The sequence below is a fragment of the Streptomyces europaeiscabiei genome (assembly GCF_001550375.1).
In the GTDB taxonomy this organism is placed as follows: domain Bacteria; phylum Actinomycetota; class Actinomycetes; order Streptomycetales; family Streptomycetaceae; genus Streptomyces; species Streptomyces europaeiscabiei.
The window spans coordinates 1-710 of the sequence record NZ_LRTR01000895.1 but is presented as its reverse complement, the minus strand read 5'-3'; the positions used below and the strand labels follow the sequence as shown (position 1 = coordinate 710).

Genomic DNA, 710 nt, shown 5'->3' with positions numbered 1-710 from the left:
CAGGCCCTTGCGGTCGTACGTCACCGGTCGCCCCTCCACCGCCAGCTCGCCCGTGCGGGGCCGCAGCCCGGCCCGTCCCTTCACCCCGATCGGCACCCCGGCCAACGGCAGCCGTACGCCTGCGGCGACCTGCGCGTCGACCTCCGCCGCCCGCCGCAACGCCTCCTCCGCCCACACCTCGACGAACGCGTGGAGCGTGGGCTCGGCCTGCTCGATCCGGGCGAGCGCCGCCGCGACGACGTCGACGGCCGTCGTCTCACCCGCTTGGACGGCTGCGGCGATCTGCTCGGCCGAGAGGGGCGGCAGGCCGCCAGGTGGAGGGAAGGCGGGAGGAAGAGAGCCGGGGGTGAGGGAGCGGGGCGGCGGAGAGCGGTGAGGGAGGGGAGCGGGAGAGGGGCAGTCGGGTGACGGGGCGTCGGGCGGTGGTGAGGCGTGCGGCTGCATGGCTTTCTTGGGGTCGTCGGGCTCGTTCGGCTCGTTCGGCTCATGGGACTTATGGGTCTCATCGGACTCATCGGACTCATCGGACTCATGGGGCGCGTCGAACGTCTCGGGTTGGTCGGACTTCCAGGGAGGCTCGGACTTCTCCACGGTGCCTCAGCGGCCCGGTCCGCCCGGCGTGGGCGGTTTCGGCGGGTTGGGTATCTGTGGGCGGGCCGGTGCGGACGGCCCGGCGGTGGGCCCGGCCGCAGGGGGACCGACCCCGCCGG

1 protein-coding gene is annotated in these 710 nt (G+C 74.5%); it reads right to left on the bottom strand.

Features of this window, described 5'->3' with window-relative positions:
• A partial coding sequence (locus AWZ10_RS51305) for an amidase family protein (protein ID WP_244172782.1) occupies positions 1-444 on the bottom strand: 444 nt, incomplete at its 3' end.
• Positions 445-710 lie beyond the last annotated feature (266 nt).